The 20,036-nt window shown below is 42.3% G+C and carries 25 protein-coding genes; 6 read left to right on the top strand and 19 right to left on the bottom strand.

Going from position 1 to position 20,036, the window contains the following annotated elements; all coding sequences use genetic code 11:
• The first annotated feature begins 12 nt into the window (after positions 1–12).
• Both QYT14_RS02485 and QYT14_RS02490 read left to right on the top strand, forming a co-directional pair.
• Positions 13–1,686: a long-chain fatty acid--CoA ligase gene (locus tag QYT14_RS02485; protein ID WP_237038849.1), complete on the top strand. Its 1,674-nt coding sequence runs from the start codon at positions 13–15 to the stop codon at positions 1,684–1,686.
• 164 nt (positions 1,687–1,850) lie between these two features.
• Positions 1,851–2,048 (top strand): hypothetical protein, encoded by a 198-nt coding sequence (locus tag QYT14_RS02490; RefSeq protein ID WP_237038848.1) that lies wholly within the window; start codon positions 1,851–1,853, stop codon positions 2,046–2,048.
• A gap of 84 nt (positions 2,049–2,132) precedes the next feature.
• On the opposite strand, the gene QYT14_RS02495 is transcribed toward QYT14_RS02490, so the two are convergent.
• The 4 genes from QYT14_RS02495 to rpsF all read right to left on the bottom strand — a co-directional run bounded on the left by QYT14_RS02495 (position 2,133) and on the right by rpsF (position 4,073).
• On the bottom strand, positions 2,133–2,837 hold the full coding sequence (locus QYT14_RS02495; RefSeq protein ID WP_288324248.1) for a hypothetical protein: 705 nt from the start codon (positions 2,835–2,837) through the stop codon (positions 2,133–2,135).
• Positions 2,838–2,997: 160 nt separating this feature from the next.
• Positions 2,998–3,441, bottom strand: coding sequence for a 50S ribosomal protein L9 (rplI, locus tag QYT14_RS02500; RefSeq protein WP_237038846.1), 444 nt, complete (start codon positions 3,439–3,441; stop codon positions 2,998–3,000).
• A gap of 15 nt (positions 3,442–3,456) precedes the next feature.
• Positions 3,457–3,726, bottom strand: coding sequence for a 30S ribosomal protein S18 (gene rpsR, locus QYT14_RS02505; protein WP_005841178.1), 270 nt, complete (start codon positions 3,724–3,726; stop codon positions 3,457–3,459).
• Between the two features lie 2 nt (positions 3,727–3,728).
• Positions 3,729–4,073, bottom strand: coding sequence for a 30S ribosomal protein S6 (gene rpsF / locus QYT14_RS02510; protein WP_237038845.1), 345 nt, complete (start codon positions 4,071–4,073; stop codon positions 3,729–3,731).
• Between the two features lie 212 nt (positions 4,074–4,285).
• On the opposite strand from rpsF, the gene QYT14_RS02515 reads away from it, so the two are divergent.
• Complete coding sequence (locus QYT14_RS02515) at positions 4,286–4,732, top strand: MarR family transcriptional regulator (RefSeq protein ID WP_237038844.1); 447 nt, start codon at positions 4,286–4,288, stop codon at positions 4,730–4,732.
• 105 nt (positions 4,733–4,837) lie between these two features.
• Positions 4,838–5,020: a hypothetical protein gene (locus QYT14_RS02520; RefSeq protein ID WP_288324247.1), complete on the top strand. Its 183-nt coding sequence runs from the start codon at positions 4,838–4,840 to the stop codon at positions 5,018–5,020.
• 263 nt (positions 5,021–5,283) lie between these two features.
• Here the strand turns inward: QYT14_RS02520 and QYT14_RS02525 are convergent, their stop codons facing one another.
• The 15 genes from QYT14_RS02525 to QYT14_RS02595 all read right to left on the bottom strand — a co-directional run bounded on the left by QYT14_RS02525 (position 5,284) and on the right by QYT14_RS02595 (position 18,811).
• Positions 5,284–6,213, bottom strand: a complete 930-nt coding sequence (locus QYT14_RS02525) for a carboxypeptidase regulatory-like domain-containing protein (protein ID WP_288324246.1) — start codon at positions 6,211–6,213, stop codon at positions 5,284–5,286.
• Complete coding sequence (locus QYT14_RS02530) at positions 6,214–6,483, bottom strand: carboxypeptidase-like regulatory domain-containing protein (protein ID WP_288324245.1); 270 nt, start codon at positions 6,481–6,483, stop codon at positions 6,214–6,216.
• A gap of 41 nt (positions 6,484–6,524) precedes the next feature.
• Positions 6,525–7,310, bottom strand: coding sequence for a YjbH domain-containing protein (locus QYT14_RS02535; RefSeq protein WP_288324244.1), 786 nt, complete (start codon positions 7,308–7,310; stop codon positions 6,525–6,527).
• Positions 7,307–8,101 (bottom strand): YjbH domain-containing protein, encoded by a 795-nt coding sequence (locus tag QYT14_RS02540; protein WP_288324335.1) that lies wholly within the window; start codon positions 8,099–8,101, stop codon positions 7,307–7,309. The genes QYT14_RS02535 and QYT14_RS02540 overlap by 4 nt, the downstream gene beginning before the upstream one ends.
• Positions 8,102–8,198: 97 nt before the next feature.
• Entirely contained in the window at positions 8,199–10,127 is a 1,929-nt protein-coding gene (locus tag QYT14_RS02545; protein ID WP_288324243.1) for a nucleoside-diphosphate sugar epimerase/dehydratase, read from the bottom strand.
• On the bottom strand, positions 10,127–11,392 hold the full coding sequence (locus tag QYT14_RS02550; protein ID WP_117910978.1) for an aminotransferase class V-fold PLP-dependent enzyme: 1,266 nt from the start codon (positions 11,390–11,392) through the stop codon (positions 10,127–10,129). Before QYT14_RS02550 ends, QYT14_RS02545 begins: the two co-directional genes overlap by 1 nt.
• A 106-nt stretch (positions 11,393–11,498) precedes the next feature.
• Entirely contained in the window at positions 11,499–12,506 is a 1,008-nt protein-coding gene (locus tag QYT14_RS02555; protein WP_270535150.1) for an ATP-grasp domain-containing protein, read from the bottom strand.
• A 5-nt stretch (positions 12,507–12,511) separates the two neighbouring features.
• Positions 12,512–13,705 (bottom strand): diaminopimelate decarboxylase, encoded by a 1,194-nt coding sequence (locus QYT14_RS02560; protein WP_288324242.1) that lies wholly within the window; start codon positions 13,703–13,705, stop codon positions 12,512–12,514.
• Between the two features lie 12 nt (positions 13,706–13,717).
• Positions 13,718–14,617, bottom strand: coding sequence for an aldo/keto reductase (locus tag QYT14_RS02565; RefSeq protein WP_005940548.1), 900 nt, complete (start codon positions 14,615–14,617; stop codon positions 13,718–13,720).
• A 12-nt stretch (positions 14,618–14,629) separates the two neighbouring features.
• On the bottom strand, positions 14,630–15,742 hold the full coding sequence (locus tag QYT14_RS02570) for a sugar-transfer associated ATP-grasp domain-containing protein (protein WP_289307256.1): 1,113 nt from the start codon (positions 15,740–15,742) through the stop codon (positions 14,630–14,632).
• 2 nt (positions 15,743–15,744) lie between these two features.
• Positions 15,745–16,716, bottom strand: coding sequence for a sugar-transfer associated ATP-grasp domain-containing protein (locus tag QYT14_RS02575; RefSeq protein ID WP_288324241.1), 972 nt, complete (start codon positions 16,714–16,716; stop codon positions 15,745–15,747).
• Positions 16,717–16,728: 12 nt separating this feature from the next.
• Complete coding sequence (locus tag QYT14_RS02580; RefSeq protein WP_288324240.1) at positions 16,729–17,361, bottom strand: sugar transferase; 633 nt, start codon at positions 17,359–17,361, stop codon at positions 16,729–16,731.
• Positions 17,362–17,366: 5 nt separating this feature from the next.
• A complete protein-coding gene (locus QYT14_RS02585) occupies positions 17,367–18,383 on the bottom strand; it encodes an NAD(P)-dependent oxidoreductase (protein WP_005940557.1) in 1,017 nt (338 codons plus the stop codon).
• 114 nt (positions 18,384–18,497) lie between these two features.
• Complete coding sequence (locus QYT14_RS02590; protein ID WP_237040419.1) at positions 18,498–18,662, bottom strand: hypothetical protein; 165 nt, start codon at positions 18,660–18,662, stop codon at positions 18,498–18,500.
• A complete protein-coding gene (locus tag QYT14_RS02595; RefSeq protein WP_288324239.1) occupies positions 18,659–18,811 on the bottom strand; it encodes a hypothetical protein in 153 nt (50 codons plus the stop codon). The genes QYT14_RS02590 and QYT14_RS02595 overlap by 4 nt, the downstream gene beginning before the upstream one ends.
• Before the next feature lie 124 nt (positions 18,812–18,935).
• On the opposite strand from QYT14_RS02595, the gene QYT14_RS02600 reads away from it, so the two are divergent.
• Both QYT14_RS02600 and QYT14_RS02605 read left to right on the top strand, forming a co-directional pair.
• Entirely contained in the window at positions 18,936–19,346 is a 411-nt protein-coding gene (locus tag QYT14_RS02600) for a hypothetical protein (RefSeq protein ID WP_288324238.1), read from the top strand.
• Positions 19,267–19,986 (top strand): hypothetical protein, encoded by a 720-nt coding sequence (locus QYT14_RS02605; RefSeq protein ID WP_288324237.1) that lies wholly within the window; start codon positions 19,267–19,269, stop codon positions 19,984–19,986. Before QYT14_RS02600 ends, QYT14_RS02605 begins: the two co-directional genes overlap by 80 nt.
• Positions 19,987–20,036: the final 50 nt, after the last annotated feature.

Below are 20,036 nucleotides of genomic sequence, written 5' to 3' on the forward strand. Positions count from 1 at the left end.
AAAAAATGTGCAATGATAAAAGAGAACTTTATCAAGCTATACGAGAATAGCTTTAAGGAAAACTGGGATTTACCATGTTACACAGATTATGGTGAGGACAACACCTTTACGTATGGACAAGTGGCGGAAGAAATAGCCAAATTACACTTGCTATTTCAACATTGCAGCCTCCGGCGCGGTGACAAAATCTCAATCATAGGCAAGAATACTTCTCGCTGGTGCATAGCATATATGGCAACCATCACCTATGGAGCCATCGTTGTGCCCATTCTTCAAGATTTCAAGCCGAATGACGTTCATCATATTGTCAATCATTCCGAATCCACTTTCCTGTTTGTCAGTGATAATATATGGGAAAACCTGGAAGAAGAAGCATTGGGCAACCTGCGTGCAGTCTTTTCATTGACCGACTACCGTTGTCTGCACCAACGTGACGGAGAAACGATTCAGAAATTCATGCGCAATATGGGTACGGCTATGAGAAAAGCCTATCCCAAAGGATTCCAGAAGGAAAACATCATCTATACCGAACTGTCCAATGACAAAGTGATGTTGCTTAACTATACATCGGGCACCACCGGCTTCAGCAAAGGAGTGATGCTGACAGGCAACAACCTGGCAGGCAATGTCACCTTTGGCATCCGGACAGAGCTGTTGAAAAAAGGAGAAAAAGTACTTTCTTTCTTACCATTGGCCCATGCTTATGGTTGCGCCTTCGATTTTCTGACCGCCACAGCCGTAGGAACCCACGTCACGCTGTTAGGCAAAACCCCCTCTCCGAAAATCCTGATGAAAGCATTCGAAGAAGTGAAGCCCAACCTGATTATTACAGTCCCCCTGGTGATAGAAAAGATATACAAGAATGTCATCCAGCCGCTTATCAACAAGCGCAGCATGAAATGGGCGCTGAATATTCCTTTGCTGGACAATCAGATATATGCACAAATCCGCAAAAAGCTGATTGATGCGTTAGGCGGCCGGTTCAAGGAAGTTATCATTGGCGGTGCAGCCATGAATCCTGAAGTAACAGACTTCTTCTACAAAATAAAATTCCCCTTTACCATCGGATATGGCATGACAGAATGCGGGCCGCTCATCAGCTATGCCCCATGGAGTGCTTTCATCCCCGGTTCTGCAGGAAAAATCCTCGACATCATGGAAGCGCGCATCGAGTCGGATGACCCCTACAATACGACAGGCGAAATTCAGGTACGCGGAGAAAACGTGATGAAAGGATATTATAAAAACGAAGAAGCAACCCGCGAAGTATTTACCGAAGACGGCTGGTTGAAGACCGGTGACTTGGGAACCATTGACGCAAACGGCTTCATATATATCCGCGGCCGCAGCAAAACGATGCTGTTAAGTTCCAACGGACAGAATATCTTTCCCGAGGAAATTGAAGCGAAATTAAATAACATGCCCTTCGTTTTGGAAAGTCTGATTATAGAGCGCAATAAGAAACTTGTGGCTTTGGTTTATCCGGATTACGACAGCCTTGATTCTCTGGGACTGAACACCCCTGACAATCTAAAAACAGTAATGGACGAGAATCTGAAAAATCTGAATAAACTGGTAGGTAACTACGAACAGGTCAGTACCATCCAGCTTTATCCTACCGAATTTGAAAAGACTCCCAAAAAGAGTATAAAACGCTTTCTCTACAACAGCATTGCAGAGGAATAGAATCATGTTTTAAAACATACTATAAATCAGTAATTTAGGTTGCATAACATAAAAACATAGAAAAAAAGTTGGCCTCAGGAGTACAACGTATTGAAAAAGTGTATACCTTTGCAACGTTTTAATAAAGCAACTATTTAGTATTACAGATTTAAAAAGCAAAGAAAATGAAAAAATTAGTATTTTTGTTCGTAGCATTTGCAGCTGTTTCTTTCGCATCTTGCGGAAACAAGGCTGCTAACAATGAAGCTGAAAACGCAGACTCTACTGCAGTTGAAACAGTTGAAACTGCTGTTGTTGAAGTAGTTGACACTGTAGCTGCTGCTGATAGCGTAGCTGCTGACTCTGCAGTTGTAGCTGAATAATATTCAGAACGAACATTAGAGAGAATTGAAAGTCTGCCATGCGAAAGCATAACAGACTTTTTTTATGTCCACTACCTGCATCCGTCACCTATACGTCTGATCTATCAATTCAATCATGTCTTTTATCGCTTTTTTGGGAGCAGTAAAAGGATTTTTATCAAAGATCTTTGGCATAGACAGAATTAGTTGCTTTATTTCAGCTTCCTGTAGTCTCAGTTTCCATATCTCATAAATGTTCTTATAGTTCTTTTGGGGATTGTAAACGGTGGGATGAGACATAAACCGGGCAATATACTCTTGCTTATTCTTATAATAATCTTCATTAATCCCATGTATTTTTCTACAACCTTTATAGGCCTGCAAAAGCTTTAAGATAAAGCCTTTGTCGGATATTTGTTGCATGAGTGCCGAGTTTTTCAAGACTTCCAGTGCATCTTCCGAATACTCAATGCCCCGTAAAACAAAAGGTGCAGTGATATTGTCTTCCAAGATAGAGGCCTCGATGGTTTGAAGCGAATCCTGCTTTTGTATCAACAGCCGAAAGAAGTTGATTTCATCCAAATAGACATCCTCCGCCCAATTGATACTTTTCAGATTCTCACTCAGCTCTATTTTTATCATCTGCATGCTTTCCTTTATCTGCTTCTCTTGCGAGGCAGTGTTTATAAAGTCAGTACCGGCAAAAGTGATAACAATACCTAGCACTACGGCAATAAAATTGCGAAAGAAGTCACCGCATTTATACTCTGTACTTATGTACTTCATCTTGTCTGTCAGGTTTGTTTTCATAGTTTACTTATATAAAAATACGTGCTAAAGGTAGCGAAATTTATGCATCCAGCAAGCTAAACTCTTCAAAATCTCCTCCCAAGGACAAATTAGTTTAAACAGAAGAAGCCCGGCTCTTTCGAACCGGGCTTCTTCAACATATACTTAAAGTATTTACAGATTATTCAGCAACTACTTCGAACGGAATTTCTACAGAAACTTCCTTGTGAAGTTTAACGATAGCTTTGTAAGAACCAACTTCTTTCACAGCCTCTTTCACAACGATAATCTTTCTGTCGACCTTGTGGCCTAATTTTTCCAATTCTTCAGCAATCTGGATGTTGCTAACCGAACCAAAGATAGTACCAGTAGCACTAACTTTAGTAGCAATAGTCAAAGTTACATCCTTCAACTGTTCTGCCATAGCTTCAGCATCCTTCTTAATCTTTTCCAATTTGTGAGCGCGTTGTTTCAACTCTTCTGCCAACATTTTCTTAGCAGCAGGTGAAGCAATCACAGCTTTACCGGTCGGAATAAGATAGTTACGGCCGTAACCTGACTTTACAGTTACAATATCATTCTTGTAGCCTAAGTTTACTACGTCTTCTTTCAAAATTATTTCCATACTTATTCCTCCTTATTATTTCATCATGTCAGTTACAAATGGAAGTAACGCCAAGTGACGTGCTCTCTTAACAGCCTGCGCAATACGACGTTGGAACTTCAAAGAAGTACCGGTAATACGGCGAGGAAGGATTTTACCCTGTTCGTTCAAGAATTTCTTCAAGAATTCAGGATCTTTGTAATCGATATACTTAATACCACTTTTTTTGAAACGGCAGTATTTTTTCTTTTTAACGTCTACTGAGGGCGGAGTTAAATATCTGATTTCTGATTGTTGCTGTGCCATGATTAATCCTCCTTTTTAGTTGATTTAACATTTCTTCTCTTAGCAGCGTATTCAGCAGCGTATTTATCCATTCTGAAAGTCAGGAAACGAATAACACGTTCGTCACGACGGTAGTTTACTTCTAACTTTTCAATTACCTGCGGTTCTGCTTTGAACTCAATCAGCTGATAGAAACCAGTTGATTTTTTCTGGATGGGGTAAGCCAATTTTTTCAAGCCCCAGTTTTCTTCATTGATAATCTCTGCACCTTCTGCAGTCAGAATACCTTTGAATTTCTCTACCGCTTCCTTCATCTGAACATCAGATAAAACGGGAGTCAAAATGAAAACGGTTTCGTATTGATTCATACTACGTTAATTAAATTATTAAATTAAAATTTTAAATTGCGAGTGCAAAGGTAGACATTTTATCTTAATCCACAAAGAGTTGCAAGTATTTTCTTCAAAAAATATAGTTTCGTTTTACAATCAACCTTGCCTTTTAGTATTTTTTCGTCCTTAAATTCTGCGTTATTTCCATAAGAATCGTATCTTTGCAAAGTTGTTTAAACAATAATTATATGATAGAACAATTTAGTTTTGACATCCAACTGATATTCGCTATTCTGAACGGAAAAGTGTCGGCAGCCATCAATAGGAAACTGAGCCGCAACTTCCGTCAAAACGGAGTAGACATTACTCCCGAACAATGGACTGTGCTTCTGTTTTTGTGGGAACGGGACGGAGTAACCCAGCAAGAACTGTGTAATGCCACTTTCAAAGACAAGCCCAGCATGACTCGTCTTATCGACAATATGGAACGTCAGCATCTGGTGGTCCGTATATCGGACAAGAAAGACCGCCGCACAAACCTGATTCATTTAACCAAGACAGGACGTGAACTGGAGGAAAAAGCACGGTTCATTGCCAATAAAACATTGAAAGAAGCTTTGCAGGGACTAACGTTGGAAGAACTGAAAGTGAGCCAAGATGTACTAAGGAAGATATTTACGAACACCAAAGATTAAAGAATTTCTTCATTTTCATCTTTTTTTCCTAAAATAATTTCCTTCATAAGAGAATTATGCTTTAATTTGTGCACAAGAAAAATAATCTATTAATAAAATACACACATGAAAAGCTTACTTAAGAATTTAGGTCTGATACTTATGATCATTGGTGCCGCTATTTTGGTTGGTATCTTCTGTGCAGGAAGTTCTGCTATTAATGATAATGCAGTTTTAGGTTGTTCAGCTGCCCTTATCGTTATTGGACTAATTGTTTATATCGTCTTGAACAAACGCATAGTCGATTAAAGTATACAAGAAAAAAAATTGAATGAGGTTGTGTCATAATGCTGGCACAACCTTTTTTTATTTTAAACTTTTCAAGCGCCCGCAATTATATGAACACCGACAACGGTTGGTATAAAAAAAATATTAGGAAGACAATCGCTATTGCCTCCCTAATATAGCCCTTGCGCTTTTCACAAAGAACAAGGGTGAATTATTCTAACATATAATTGACCGGCTATATTTGTTTTCCGACCGGCCGCGGAAATGGCATATATAGTATAAGTCTAGTTACCACCACCTGTGTGCTGACGATTGGACGTAACAACCGCAACCGTCACATTACCGTAACGTGTTCCGGAAGCCGACTTGCCGAATGCACTCGCCGATACGCTCCATTTTGTCTGCACACCACTAATCTCCAGCATCGTACCGATAGGCAATGTAACATTGATGGGATAAGAGCCGTTGACAGTAGCCACCGTTGCTCCAAAACGTTGCGCCAGCTTCTCTACCAAGAGAGCAGTCAGTTTACTTGTACCTTTGGTAGTGATTTCAGTACCTGCCTTATAAGTATAGGCAGCCTCACCCACAGACATATCCTTTGAACCATACAGGTTATCCCATTTGCCTTGTGTAAACGAAACCGCTTCCGTGCTCTTCTGCTCAGAGAATTCCACACCGAGGAACAGACCGTAAGAGGCGAACTCAGTTGCGACAACAATCACACGGCCGTCTTCGATACGGCTGTCTACCTTCACCCATTCACCGTTCTTGTACTGTTTGGCCTCCACCTTGCTTGCCAATTCGGAATCCAGTTCAAAGCCCAGATCTATCGCTTTTTTCAAGGAAACGCCCTCCAAGTTACAAGAAAGACTGGCCCCCACCAGCATCGTTTCATCCGTAGCGCGTGCGGCACGTGCCACCACATCTTCCTTCTTATAAAGCGGAGAGATAACGACCTTCACTTCCTCCTCGGTATCTGCTTCCACAGCACCGGCAGCGATTTTAGCCTTCACTTCCACCTTCGCTTCGTCATTGCCTTTCAAGTGCTCTGTCTCCACTTTTCCTTCACTTGCCTCCTCAGCAGATACGGTCACTTCCTTCTTCACGTCAGAGATAAGTACCGCATTCCACACCAGATTCTGGCTCTTTTTCTCATCAACAACGGTCAGTGTGCCTTCGTACGGCAACTTGCCTTCAGCTTCCGCTTTCACCTAGTAAGTACCTGCCTTGACATCCTTAAACAGATAAACACCGTTGGCATCAGTCGTGGCAGAATTGTCTGCACCCAATAAAACCTTCGCACCTGAGACTCCCTCACCGTTCAGACTTGTGATAACTCCGGTCAACGTATTGGAAGCAACCTCAACTACAGGAGGAGTCACATTTTCATAATCAGGATCGTCATCACTACAACCGGCTGCACCCATGGTCAAACCGGCAATCAGGAGCATATAAACTCCTCTTTTTACAAAATTGTACATAGTAAATTTATTAAATTAAAAAATGATATTGATTTTCTTCTTTACAACAGATTGATGCAGAAGCACACCCCGCCCGAAAAGTACTTGCCGTCCTGCAGCGAAGACTGTATCAGCAAGTGCCGCCACAACTTCCAGTCAAAGCCCACGTTCACCTCATCGCCCGTATATTCCGCTATCAGCCGGAAATTCCTCTGAAACGAAGGGCTGAACGTGATGCCGCCCACCGGTCCGTTCCATTTCGAGTTCAGACTCCATCTCCAGTGGCGGTAAGCCATGTGCACTCCCACCACATTTCCTTTCAGCCGGAAATGCTTGGACAGGGCTATGTAATAATTGGAAAAATAACTGTTCACCACACGTGACACCTTCTCCTCATGCTGTGTCTTCAGCCAGTTTACACGGAGATCAAGGTCATTGACCCCTATCGCCACACTCGGCCACCACCTGCCCGGCTTTTCACGGAGCGGCTGTAACTTGAGCGAGAAATAGCGATCCTTGCGGTGCAACCCCGAATGCTCCTTATCTTCCACACCGTCAATAATCCTCGTCGATTTCAAAAGCGTACAGGTATACGCGATTTCCATCCACCGGAACGGCGTGACACTCAGATAATAATCCATCGTATGATATTTATCCTCTCCATACGTCAGCACGTTCGGGGTAAACTCCCGGTTCAGGAAATGCCCCCCTACGCGTGCCTCCCCCTCTTCTCCCATATCCGCCGAAGGGACATGTATCAGACCGCTCATGCCCGTATACTGCTGTGCCACGGCCGGCACCGAAAACAGCAATGCCATAAAGCACCCCATTATATATCTCATTTTCATTCAGTGCCTCCTTTCTGCCAAACAGTAAAATCAGGAGTCATGCCATTCGCACCCCAGTCCGACCGACTGCGGTCAAACCATCCTTCGCGTTCATTCTCTTCAGGATCAGTCGTGTACATTTTACCCGCGTAGGCATCCGCCTCCTGATTATACGTCAGGCGGAAATTAGAGGCAGGACGGAAACGCACCCTTCTATTGCTCCGTTTATAGGGAGGAATCATCATCACCACCTTAAAACCAAAATTCTCTTTTCCCTCATCGGTATATTGGGCAAATACCCCCACTGTGCAATGTCGGAAATGCCTCATCGCCTCCCCCTGCACACCGCAGTCCTCGTACAGAAAACGACCGCCTCGCACCCGGAGTTCCGTATTCACCCCCTTCAGATAGGCGCGCACCCCAGCAAGAGCCGTCAAACGCTCCATCGGGCTGCACTCCCATCCTGCCGCCATGGAGCAAAACCCCGTCCATCCCGCCTGCGCGTCCAAGGCAAGCCAGTCCGTAGCCGCATACATCCACTTCGCATCCAGTCCGTAGCGTTCCATCGCAAACAGTCCTCCGCTCACTTTCAGAAAATGCTTCCGGTGCCAGTCCCATTCCTTGCTAAGCACAGCCATGTTCAGGCGGACTTTCTTATAACGGTCGCCATAATCATTATAAACAGGCACGATGGCCTGTCCCGCCAACTGCCAGCGGTTTCCCATATACCACTTCACTCCGGGAGTCAGGTTCACCAGCACCTCATATATCTTATTGTGAAAAATATCACGGTAATGCAGTTCGGCTCCCATAAACACATCCACCCGCGTGTTCTCTGCCGATTGCGCCCTTCCGGTACAAACAAACAGCGCTGACAGACATAACGGCAAAATCCACCGGTGCATGGTTCTACTTATCCAAGACTTCATACACCGAATGTTTACTCTTGAACTCGGGAACCATTTCCTTCATACGTCTTACAATACCCATATCATCCTCTTTCACGCTGGAAGCCACCAGCTCATCCACCTGCCGACACACATCGGCATAATCATACTCACGCACCTGCGCAATCTTGATTTTAGGATGGAAAGTAGGCTTGGTCGTCTCTTCCTCATTCAGTACTTCCTCATACAGTTTCTCACCGTCGCGCAATCCTGTAAACTTAATCTCCACATTCTTGGCTCCGCTTAACTGAATCATACGTCGGGCAAGATCCACAATCTTCACCGGCTTACCCATATCGAACACGAAAATCTCACCGCCATTGCCCATCGTTCCCGCCTCAAGCACCAGTTTACAAGCTTCGGGAATCAACATAAAGAAACGGATAATATCGGGATGCGTCACCGTTACCGGTCCGCCCTGCTTGATTTGTTCCTTAAACAGCGGAATAACCGAACCGTTCGAGCCCAGCACATTACCGAAACGCGTAGTGACAAACTGGGTGATACCCTCCACCTTGCCATTCTTCACCGCCTTGTCCAGACTCTGCACATAAATTTCACAGATACGCTTGGAGCAGCCCATCACGTTGGTGGGATTCACGGCCTTGTCCGTAGACACCATCACAAACTTCTTCGCCCGATACTTCACGGCCAGATCCGCAATGATACGCGTACCCTCCACATTATTACGCACACTCTCTCCCGGATTATTCTCCATCATAGGCACATGCTTATACGCCGCTGCATGAAACACATAATCGGGACGATATATATCAAAAATCTCCTCCATACGTTCCTTCATGCAAATATCACTCACGATGGTTTCCGCCTTGATGTCAGGCCATTTGCGCGCCATCATCAGACGCACATCATGCAAAGGCGTTTCCGCCTGGTCTATCAGAATAAGTTTTTGCGGAGTAAATTGGGCAATCTGGCGCACTATCTCGCTTCCGATGCTGCCGGCAGCTCCCGTTATCAGAATACTTTTGCCGGTAAGCAATTCCTCCACCGCTTTCAAGTCGATCTCTATCTTGTCGCGAGGCAGCAAATCTTCAATATCCACCTCCTTAAGCTGACGATGGTCAAGATCACTCTTACCGTCCCACTCCTGCGCGGCAGGAATCATATAGATTCGTATACCTGCCTTTATCAGTCTCTCCACCATTTCGGGATTATTCCGAATCGCCTCATTCTTCAAGGGAGAAACCAGCAAAGTATGCACTCCGAAGTCCTCCATCTTCTCCACCAAATGTTCATCGTTGGAATAAACCCGCTTCCCCATCAGGAAGCGGCCCTGCATATCCTGCCTGTCCGAAACGAAACCGCTCACGACATATCGGGAGTCAACCTGATTGTGGATACTCTTCGCCAGTCCCACTCCGCCGGCTTTCACCCCGTAGATAAACACACGTTTTCCGCGTCGTCTGTTAAAAGTAGAGTCATACAGATATTTCACAAAAACCCGCACGCTCCACATAATCATGACAGCCAGCAATGCGGCAATTCCGATATCCCTCATACCGACTGCCATCACCCAACAATCCTCATTCAGCAGATACCTGACGCCTATAATCATCAGCAAACCCGTAATCATGGCAAATCCTATCCGCTGCAAATCGATAAACGAAGAATAACGAACCACTCCCGAATACGTGTGAAACATCCGAAAGCTCACAACATAGAACAACAAATAAAAGCAGAAAGCCCCTGTCAGTTGTACAAAGTTCTGCAAAAAAGAAAGTGTTCCGTTATTCAAAGCATAAACCAACACATCCGCGCCCAGCACTATCAGGCAATCCAAAACGAATATACACCAATACGGCAGCGCATCTTTCGAAAAATACCAGTTTGATAATTTCCAAATCATATCCAAATACCGATAATAATCCATTATCCTTTTATACAATCCTTTATTGTCTGCACAATGTATGCCACATCCTCGTCACTTACACAAGGGCCCGCAGGAAGACACAGTCCGGTCCTGAAGATTTCCTCTTCCACCCCGTTGGTATAAACAGGCGCATCCGCATACACCGGCTGCTTGTGCATCGGCTTCCACACAGGTCGTACTTCTATCTTTCCGGCAAGCATGAAAACACGCATTGCTTCCACATTCTCATTAGGCTGGCAATCCGTGGTGGCACTGTCCACCGCCTTAATCACCCCGGCAGCTCCTCCCACCGCAGTCTTGACCACTTCCTTATACGCATTCTCCTGACCGACAACCTTTACATCAGGATCGATGGTAGCCGTACACAGCCAGAAGTTGGCATCATAACGCGCATCCTCAGGCTGCTTATGCATACGTATGCCCTTCACATCCTTCAACAGTTCTTCATACAAAGCCTGCACATGCTTATGATGAGCAATGTGCGCCTCCGCCACGGTCATCTGTCCGCGACCGATACCGGCACAAATATTACTCATACGATAATTGTAGCCGATTGCCGTATGCTGATAATAAGGATAAGCATCGCGTGCCTGAGTAGCATACCACATAATGGTATTTTTATCTTCGGCATTCCGGCAAATCAAAGCACCGCCGCCCGAAGTGGTAATCATCTTATTGCCGTTGAATGACAACACGCCAAACTTGCCGAAAGTGCCCAGCACCCTGCCGTCGAACTTGGAACCGAACCCTTCCGCCGCATCCTCCACCACAGGAATGTCATAGCGGTTTGCAATCTCCATAATTCTCTCACAATCGTATGGCATACCGTAGAGCGCCACCGGAACAATCGCCTTGGGCTTCTTTCCCGTTTTCTCCATACGGTCTTTGATAGCTTCCTCCAGCAACACCGGGTCCATATTCCACGTATCTTTTTCAGAGCCGACAAACACAGGCTTTGCACCCAGATAAGTAACCGGATGCGACGAAGCACAAAAGGTAAAGCTTTGTACCAAAACTTCATCACCCGCCTGAACGCCACAGCCAATCAATGCAAGATGCACCGCTGCCGTTCCCGCCGAAAGTGCGACAACTTCATTCTTTCCTCCGACAAAGTTCTTGAGGTCTTCCTCAAAAGCATTTACATTGGGACCCAAAGGCACTACCCAGTTGGTATCGAATGCTTCCTTCACATATTTCTGCTCTATTCCATCTTCACTCATGTGAGCAAGACAGAGGTAAATTGTTTTTTCAGGAATGTAACTCATAATTTTTATTTAATCTATTTATATAATAGTTTACCATACTTTTTCCAATAATAGCAGAATTACTAATGAACACTCCTATTATATCGTGAGGGAAAAAGAATAGACATTACAGTATAGAGAAATCATCATTAACCAAGTCCGATTTCTTTCGTATCACCACATCATCATACATCAACATCAGTACATCTTCATCATACTGTCCTATCTGCGAGTTATTTTCTATCCCATTCATATTGTTCCAGATCAGAGGGAAGAAATCGACACCCGCCCCATATGCATGCAGATAGGCACCACCGAAACGCGGATTCACTTCTGATAAATAATACTGACCGTCTTTTATGAAAAAGTCCATATCAAGCGGACCACAGAATTTGAACACCGATGCTATTTTCTCAATAAAAGCAAACAATTTTGGGTCTTTATAGGAAATTGTCTTACTTGCTCCACCAATGCGGGTTTCAATCTTACGTTTAGAAAAAGCTGCGACAGCTTTATGACTGATAGCATCTACATACACATCTGCATCACAATCTCCCCCGGTCATCAGTTCCTGAATGATATAATCATGTTCACCGGAAAACCAATCAGCCTCAGCTTGCTCCATTGTATTCACTTTATGAGCCCCTACACTGCCACTGCCACACACGGGTTTCATAAACACAGGAAAAGAGATTTTACCCTCATCCACCCCCTTCTTAAACTCATCAAAATCATGATAAGTCAGTGGAGTAGGAATACCTTTCTCTGTAAGATATTTAAACATTTCATACTTATCAAAACAGCAACGGGCAGTAATCTCGTCAGCAGGACAAAGAGGCAGTACACCCTCCTTCAGAAATCTCTCACGGTTTGCAGAGAGAATCTCAATCTCGGGATCAATGAGCGTGGTTATAGCCTTTACATTGGCTTTTTTACAGATGTCGATTACCGTGTCAACATACTCGGGAGCATTAATGCGCGGAACAACATATTCATTTGTCGCAAAATAAAGTGCGGGGGCTGTTGCATTATTATCGGTTGCATTGATATCACATTTTGAGCCGATTGATTCTTGTGCATTACGAAGCAAGCGACCACGTCGCCCTGCACTACAAAACAAAATACTAGGTTTCATTGAATTTATATATTTGATTTTTGCATATATTCTTTTGCTGTCCATTTATCACGAATCAGCTTCATACCATCGGAAGAAAGCGAATACACCCTTGGGAAATAGTTGATAAACATCGGTGTCAGCGTTAAGGTATAGGCACCCACATTCTTATATTCAATCATATCGCCTACACACAGCTCCGGTTGGTTTTCCAATCGGAACAATTGGTCGTACTCCAAGCAGGTCGCACCCGCCACTATTTGTAACGGCACAACTTCCGCTTCCTCTTTTTCCCTGTGTATTTCTGTCATATACCGTTCTTTTCGAAAAAAAGGATCTACATCATTGCGACTGCCATCTGTCGTAAGTAGAATACAATCGGGCAAATGCTTTGTGTCAATTACCCTCGAATAATAGCTGAAAGCAGCAGCAGTCAGCGCATTACCCGGCTCTACGATAATAGTCAGTTTCTCCAATCCTTGCTTCTGTAGAGATTCATAGATAGCTTCTGCGTACTCATCGAAGGTGGGAGCATTGTGAAAAATACCATAATAGCCACCGCCTACATCAAGATAATCAAGCTCCAATTGATACTTCTTGATTACACTTGCAGCATAGGCAACAATGTTTTGATAAAATCGGACACTTCTGCTATGACTGGTTCGATGAATATGCAATCCTGCCAATCTTACCTGAGGAATACTTCTTATTGCTTCAAGAGCATTAGAAAACTCTTCCGTTACATCATTAAAACCAAAACGACTAAAATCATTCTCACCTTCAGCATCTTCAGGGGAAATATCCGAAATATTCACACTGAGCCGGATACCAACCTTATAATGTCCATCAGCCGGCAGTTCCTTCAGCCAAGCTATTTCTCGATGAGTTTCAACATTAACCACCGCACCGTTCGTTACAGCTTCAAGAAACCGGGATTTCGATTTCATCGGTCCATTAAAGATAATCTCTTTCATCCCATAGCCGCACGCCAAAGCAAGTTCCAATTCATCATCCGAAACGACCTCAGCAAAGCAACCGAAATCCTTTGCCTTTGCTACAGCATACGGCAGAGAATTTGTCTTTACTGAATAACTAATAATATGATGAAGAAAATGATGGCTCAATGCTGCGTCAAACTCATGAACTCCCTGCTTAAATTCTTGTTCATTTAGGACGAAACAAGGGGATTGTATTCTTAGCAAATTTAAACCTTCAGACATTAGTATATTGTTTTAACGATATTTTTTAGGAGCATATTTAGTCATAGCTGTAGGGTCATAATTAAGATAACGTCCTTGATTCATAGTATCTATTATCGTCATTTCCTCGGTTGTCAGTTCAAAATCAAAGACAGATATATTCTCTTTCATGTGTTGAGAATACCATGTTTTGGGAATCACAATGATATTCTGCTGTATCAGCCATCTAAGGACAACTTGAACAATAGACTTATTGTACTTCTGCGCAATAGGTTTAATCAGTTCACTTTCTGTTATTTCCTTACGAGGTTCGTTAGATCTAAAGTGGCTGAAGGTAGACATTGCCTCAACAGCTACACCATTATCTTGACAGTATTTTATCAGTTCCTTTTGGGTATTTAAGGGGCTGATTTCAAACTGATTTACAGCAGGAACAACATCAGAAACTTCATGCAGAGCCTTAAGATGACAAGGCAAAAATGAACTAACACCAATTGCCCTTATTCTTCCCTGCTTGTAGAAGTCCGTCAGAACCTCATACATTTCCATGAAGTTATGGTATGGATGATGAATTAGGAACAAATCTATATAATCCATTCGCAGATTATCAAAAGACTCCTGAACAGCCTTCTTTATTGACTTAAAATTACGCCAATTCTTCAGTCTATCAATACCATAATGATAACCCCAAAAATAGAGAGAGTCCAAATTAATCTTTGTCGTAATAAAAACATCTTCTCTTTTGACATTATAATCGCGCAACCAATCGGCAATAACAGATTCATTACCATATTTCCAAGCAGTATCAAACTGTCTGTATCCCAATTGATATGCCTCATTTAATACTCGAGGAAGAATTTTATTATCTATGCGATAGGTACCAAAACCAACTTGTGGCATTTGCACGCCATTATTTAATTCTATATATTTCATTGTTAGATAAGATTAAAGCCAATTACCTAAGAAGTCTGTAAATCTAAGATTGCTGTAGTATTTTTGAGCGTAAGCTAACACTTCGTCTGCTCTACCATTAAAGATAGAACGTCCGGATGATAGCTGTTCTGAAACAAGTCCAGGCCATCCTAAATTTACCTCAATAAAAACCGGAGTATTCGTTTCAGACAGTGCAAAATCCCATGCGGCATGACCTATCATTGGTAAATACCGCCGATGTGCCCTTATTGCGTAATCAACAATCATGGACGTTTCCGGAATAACAATGTCGCAATAGGAAACTCCAAAAGGAGATTTATCATAATTATTTAAAGATGCATCTATTGCCCGACCTATAAAAGTTCCATCGTTATTGACACCACAGCAAACTCCGCCCAAACCAAAATTATCTACAATCGAATTATTACGACCGTGACGAAACATAATGTTCTCTACAGTAATCTTACCATTAAGATTCAGCGTATTAATTCTAAATGTATTCAAGGAAGTCTTATTAAATTGAGCTGTCAGTTTACTCTGCTCCAATACTTCTTGACAGATATAAGAATGCCCATAATCTTTCAAGATCTTGGAAATATCCTCCATGGAGCAACTATAAGGAGAAATTATTTTTATGCCATCTCCGCCACAGCTTCCACTCGTTGGTTTGATAATTAGTTTGTCGACTGATTTAATAATATTCAGAGCTTCTTTCTCGGATAATATATTTTGTTCACTATCATATGAAACTCCTCTTATTCTATTTATCAACACTTTAGGTTGCCTTAATTCTGTAAAGAATATTGGATATATATTCTTTACATGCAAGCTTTGAGAGTAACATAAAGGGTTCAATACTCGCAATATAAACCTTGTATAAAGATCATCCGGCACTAAATCCGCACTAAAGAAACCTGCCTTTTTATAGAATTTCCAATAACTCCAATTTATAGGGTAACCTTTCCAAAATGTACTAACAGCTTCTTTCTCGGATGCAGTCAATTCTGGCAATTCCATACCTTTTGACTTACTATACAACTCAGCTCGAGTTGCAGCCTCTCCCATACGTTTCGAGAGAATCTGATGAAAAGCGTCCTTTGACTTATATATAAAGCTATGTATCATATCTATAAATACTTTTTAAGATTACCATACCAACCAATTTCCCCGAAATACTCCATACTCACATATCCCGGATTATGATTACCTTCAATTAACTCCACTCCATCCTTTGTAATCGCAATATCCCAACCAACGAAACGACATAATGGAAGTTGTTTCGACGCTTCTGTTATACAGAAGACTACCTTATCCCAATAAGGAATATTAAATCCCGGCATTATTTTATCTGACAATGGATGATATATACACTGTAGTTTATTATCATGGAAGCCCAAGGATGAAATAATACCAGTCTCAATATCTATCGGATATTCGACACCACCCGCATTATAATTATCTACAACAGAGTCTCCAATACCTACTCTTAATACAGCTTTAAAAAGATGTACATTACCTTCCTTATCCAATAAAGAATTAACGCGAATCGTATTTACCGACACATTCGAGAAAAATAAAGCAGGATGCTGTACTAAGCACTCTTCAATCAATAAATCTTGTTTTGAAAATTCTTCATAGACCTGATTACATTCTTCCTCTGTATGCTTTAAATCTAAGGCATATATTCCCTTACCTTCGCATTTGTCTAAGGGCTTTACAATCAATCTATCACAGTGATTATACAAATTTTCAAACTGGTTACGACTCATTTCGGTTGAATGAAGCCATTTACGACTGATCCATTTTGAGAATTTCCGATTAAATTCAGTTTTATTATTCAGCAATTTCACCTCTTCGGGCTTATTGCATATACGGATGAATTCACATAAACGACGATAAGTCATTATCCGCTTACGAACATTTCTCCTATACATATAGAATCTCCCATCTACATAATGATCTATTAAACAGCCATGACTCACAAATGCACTTATATAATCAAACCATATTGAGAAATATCCCTCCCTATTAGCTTTTGCTAACTCTTTTATTCTTCTATTACACTTGGACAAATAATTGAATACTTGTTTTGCTCTCATTGTTAGTATTATTTAGTTATCACCATTAAATTCCGGAATTGTCACCTGCTGGTTTTCATCGTTAACATTCTGACCATCAGAATTGATATCCTCTTTCAAAAGCACTTTCTTAATAGTAGTAAAGATTACCACCAAATCTGTTTTCAGACTTATATGATCCACATACCACACATCCAACTCAAACTTCTTTGTCCATGACAAATTATTACGTCCGTGGCACTGCGCCCAACCAGAAATGCCGGGACGAACATCGTGACGACGCATCTGCTCTTTACTGTAAAGAGGGAGATATTTTACCAACAACGGACGTGGACCAATCAATGCCATGTCGCCTTTCAGCACATTGAACAGCTGTGGAAGCTCATCGATAGAAGTATTACGTACAAACCGACCAAATTTCGTGATACGCTGCACATCCGGAAGAAGTCTGCCCGATGCATCCTTGCGCTCGTTCATCGTCTTGAATTTTATAATCTTAAATATCTTTCCATGCAAACCGGGACGTTCCTGTAAGAAAAATGCTCCGGCTCCCTCATTGAAAACATAAAGAAGAATGGTGATTACCAACAAGACAGGACTAATGGCCAAAAGAACCATCAATGCTATCGAAAAATCTATAATACGTTTAAAAAAATGCGCATACATCTCATCTATTTTTTACAGTTCTTGGGATAATCGGTCTTTACACCCCACAATTGAGCCATAGGCTCCTCTTCCATTTCTTTCTTAAAGTCGCGAAGTTGGTCAATATAGCTGAACTCTGGCTTATAATCAAGTTCGCTGAACGTTTTGCTCACATCGAAAGCATTCTCCAAAGGGTCGGATTTCTCAGGGCAATAAATCATCTGGGAAGGTTTGTCTTTGGGAGAAAATACCTCGATGATACCCTTTATCTGTTCCTCAAGCGATACCTGCCATCCATTACCCACATTGTACATACCGCCTTCAAGCGGAGATGACACACACTTTTCTACCACCCGTACAAAGTCTTTGATATAAACCATCTCTTTGGCCTTTTTGCAGTTTCCCCACACTTCAATCGGAAGACTTTTTGAAGCCCTGTCCATAAGCATACGATAGGGCATTAGATGAAACTGGAAATCACGATAGTGGTAAGCGTTGGGATGATACTGATAGATGGTGAAAAAACGCAATATGAAACGGCTGAATCCATACTCGGCATGATAATGCTCGATGAGATCCACCGCTGCATTTTTAGCAATGGTATATACACTATGGTCACCGGTAAGCGGAAAATGACGAGGAGCATCCACCGGTATCACAGAACCATTATTATGATATTTGCACATATCCGAAGGTGTTTGCGGAAAAATGATTTTCTTGCAACCACACGAACGCATATATTCGAGTACATTGAGCGTTCCAATGGTGATTGATTTCACTAATCCGGCTGCATCGAAAGAGTAACGAGAAGGCAATTCTCCCGCGAAATGAGCCACACAATCAATGTGTTCTGAAGGCAATTGCTTAAACTCTTCCGGATTCATTATATCCACCGAATAATATTTCATACCTTTTGAAGCGAAAAAGCCATTATCATTCTTACGATGCCCCACAGCAATTACGTCATATCCTACAGCTTTCAGGTGGAGCGCAACATAAGCACCCAAGTTACCAGTCGCTCCAAAAACTATTACTGTTTTCATTCTTTAATATGTTATTTATTATTTTTATACCACACAAGGTGACTAAAACCAATATCGAACAAATGACAGCCGGCACACAGCACAATGACAAAATCAAGCCAACGCTTTAAATACTTACGATACATGGTCTTTCTTATTTTTATCTACCGTTTTCAACTCCCATTCATTTTCCATGACCACATTCCACCATTCACGCTTCACCGCTTCCATCTGAATTTCCACACCGCAATCACGGCAGTTGAGAATCAGAAAATGAATAATAACAGCATAAAAACTCAAATCATCTGTTTGCCTTTAAGAGTTTTGTAGTAACAAGAGGGACTCATGCGAACCTCCTTACAAACCTCTGAATTACGTAATCCGGCAGCTTTAACAAGCACCTTGATGCTCGCCGCCAACTTCTCTGTGTCGAACTGTCTGTTCTTCATCTTGCTTTCTTTTATTAATTGTTAATTATATACAACAAACGTGTCTTTACTTCTCCCTAGCGGGAAGTAATACCAACTTATTCTTTCCTAACTTCGCAAGAATTAACTTAAAACAATATCTCTTATGGCTATAAAAGCACTGAAACAAAACGTATCCATCTGTGAAATACAGAAAATGATTCACCAATGGAAAAACAGGGGAATAAACGATCCTACTGTAACCAAACTACTGGACCTCCATTTGGGAATGCCGGCTTATATGAACGAAAGCGGTATCTATCCACTCTGCAATTTCTACTACATTAGAATCGCACTCAAATTCTCATATACTACTGCACTGATAACGGCAGTGACAGACTGCCACACATTCGGACTTATTTGGGATGAAGGGCACACAAAAATCATCGCATTCTACTCTCCTTTATGGTATCATAAGAGTGACAAAGAAACAAAAAATGTGCAGCAGGATTCTGCGCAGAAAACACCGCAGGATTCTGCGCAGGATTCTGCTTTTTTTAATAGTAATATATTATAATAATATATATTCTCCGAAGGATTCCCATAAGGGATTATCTTGCGAAGATATCGTCCAAAAGCAGCCAAATATTCCTTCTGAAAATCCTGCCGGAACGCCTCACGGCGATGAAGCTCCAAAAGCTTCTTCATCTGCCAAAGAGTTCTTTCACAAGCTCAACGCCACTCCCGAAGAGAAGCAGGCAGTACTGGTGCCGATTATCGACCGTATCGTTGCCGGTTACCGCTACACCCGACCGCGCGCACTGGATGCGTTGGTCGTTCTGGTGAACGAATTCCTGATTCCTCACTTCGATGCCCAGTCCAATTTTGCCAAAACACCGCACAACGGACGCATCATCTGGCTGCAAAACCTTATCAAGACCCGCCACGGGGAGAACCTGATACAGCAAGCCACACAAAAACTGGGCGAAACACTGCTGAAGGAACTGGAAGAACAACGCAAAAAACTCCGTGAATTCCGTCCCGTCTCGCCATTCGAATGGAAGGATGCCGACAAAGACATCCGATACTATGACGACCCCATAGACGGAAAAGTGGAAATACCGGCGGATGCACCGCCACGGTCCTCCGATGAAGCCATCTGGAACGTCCTCTCACAAAAATGGGTGGACACCGACGGTCAACACTCCGGGTCCTGAAGCAGTTCCCTGTCAACCATGATTTTTTATTTTTTACATTCTAATTTTAA

It is taken from the genome of uncultured Phocaeicola sp. (genome assembly GCF_948499155.1).
Taxonomy (GTDB): domain Bacteria; phylum Bacteroidota; class Bacteroidia; order Bacteroidales; family Bacteroidaceae; genus Phocaeicola; species Phocaeicola faecalis.